The 1,810-nt window shown below is 74.3% G+C and carries 2 protein-coding genes and 1 pseudogene; 2 read left to right on the forward strand and 1 reads right to left on the reverse strand.

What is annotated here, in order from left to right; translation table 11 throughout:
* On the forward strand, window positions 1–322 hold a 322-nt coding region (locus H5J29_RS31265; protein ID WP_181784532.1), incomplete at its 5' end, for a zinc-dependent metalloprotease.
* A gap of 340 nt (window positions 323–662) precedes the next feature.
* Here H5J29_RS31265 and H5J29_RS31270 read toward each other — a convergent pair.
* Window positions 663–1,259, reverse strand: coding sequence for a M48 metallopeptidase family protein (locus H5J29_RS31270; protein WP_181784533.1), 597 nt, complete (start codon window positions 1,257–1,259; stop codon window positions 663–665).
* Between the two features lie 281 nt (window positions 1,260–1,540).
* Here H5J29_RS31270 and H5J29_RS31275 point away from each other — a divergent pair.
* Window positions 1,541–1,810, forward strand: a pseudogene (locus tag H5J29_RS31275) (hypothetical protein); the annotation flags it as partial.

Below are 1,810 nucleotides of genomic sequence, written 5' to 3' on the forward strand. Positions count from 1 at the left end.
GCTCGAGATGCGGCCCCGGAAGCTGCGCGCCGCCGCGGAGCTGTGGAAGCTGCTCGCCGAGGAGCGCGGGATCGACGGCCGGGACGCCCTGTGGGCGCACCCCGACCTGCTCCCGGACAGCGAGGACCTGGACGACCCGGCGGGCTTCGTGAACCGCCGCGAGCTGGCCGACCCGATCGCGGAGCTGGAGAAGCAGTTCGCCGCCGAGGAGGCGGAGAAGGCCCAGCAGGCCGAGAAGAGCGAGGCAGGTTCCACGGAGCCCGAGGCCGGTTCCGCGGAGACCGACGGAGAGGCCGAGGGCCCGAAGGACGAGCCGAAGTAGGTCCTCGGGGTCGCTGAGCGCGGGACCGTCTCACTCGGCGGTCCTGCCCGCGCGGCCGCGTCGACTCCCGCAACGAGGAGCGGATCGGCACTCGGCCGATTCCCGGTCACCGGCCTGGTGGCCCGAAGAGACAACGCAGCACGGGCGCCGCGCAGCAGGTCGGGTCCTTCAGCGGGACACTTGTGTCCCGCACCGCGAGGGCAGACACCGCCCGGCGGTTGTCGCGTGGACCTGCGGCCGGAGCTCGGCGACCTCGCAGCTCGCCCTGCCGAAGGACGTCCGTGACACGGCGTTCGCCGAGGACCGTCACCCGCGGCCCGAGTGCATACCGAGCGCCGTGTCAGCCCGCCTCGGCGGGCGACGGGTGCTCCGCCGCGGCCTCGCCGGGATCGGCGAGGTCCTCACCGTCGGTGCCCAGCAGGTCCAGGCCGGCGGCGGCGGAGAGGCCCTCGAGGTAGCCGATCGCCCGCTCGGTGCGCGGGTAGGCGCGCACCAGCGACCAGAACCGCTCGTCGTGCCCCGGGGCGAGCAGGTGGGCCAGCTCGTGGACCAGCACGTAGTCCACCACCCAGCCCGGGACCTCGCGCAGCCGCTCGCTGATCCGGATCGTGCGGTCCTCCGGTGTGCAGGAGGCCCACCGGGTCCGCATCGGGGGCACCCAGCGCACCGACGCAGGGGTGGCCTTCCCACCCAGGTACTTGCGGGACAGCTCGACGCACCGGGCCAGCAGCGCCTCGTCCCCGTGCCTTCCCGGGGAGCGCCGTTTGGCCTCGCTGCGCTCGAGCCTGCTGACCATCTCGTCCACCCAGCGCCGTTCCTCGGCCTCGCTCATCCAGCCCGGGATGAACACGATCACCGTGTCACCCTCGCGCCGCGCGCTGACCATCCGACGCCGCCGGTCACTTCGCCTGACCTCGACGACCGCGGGGCTCGCCATGACCACAGCCTAGGCCGTGTCTCCCGATCCGCCACCACCGCTCCCGGCGCCCACGCCGCCCCCGGCGGCGTTGCCGGACCACCCGAAGACGCCCGGGATGAGGGCGGCCCGGCTGCCGGGGAACGACGGGGACCACCTGGCCCGGTGGCGCCGGATCGGGAGACACGGCCTCCCGCTCCTCAGTGGGCGGGCCGGCTCCGAGAGCGGGTGAGTTGTCCACAGTTCCGCGGGCCTGTGGATGGACGGTCGCGTGATCGCCGCCGGCACCCCAAGCTCAGGGCGTGAACTCCGTGTCCTTCCCCGAACGGCTAGTCCTCGCGCCGCACCGGTCGCTGCTGTCGCGCGGTCCGGCGGTGCGCCAGTTCGGGCTCGATCCGCGCGGCAGCGTCACCGTCGAGGGGCTCCCGCCCGAGGTCCTGCCGCTGGTGGAGGGCCTGCGAGCGCCCGCGGTGTCCGTGGAGTGGATCGGTCGGGCCGCGGAACGCGGCGTTCCGGCCAGCTACTCCGTGGCGTTGCTGGCGGGCCTCGTCGAGCGGGGCGTTCTGGTCGAC

It is taken from the genome of Pseudonocardia pini, assembly GCF_013870575.1.
GTDB lineage: Bacteria > Actinomycetota > Actinomycetes > Mycobacteriales > Pseudonocardiaceae > Pseudonocardia > Pseudonocardia pini.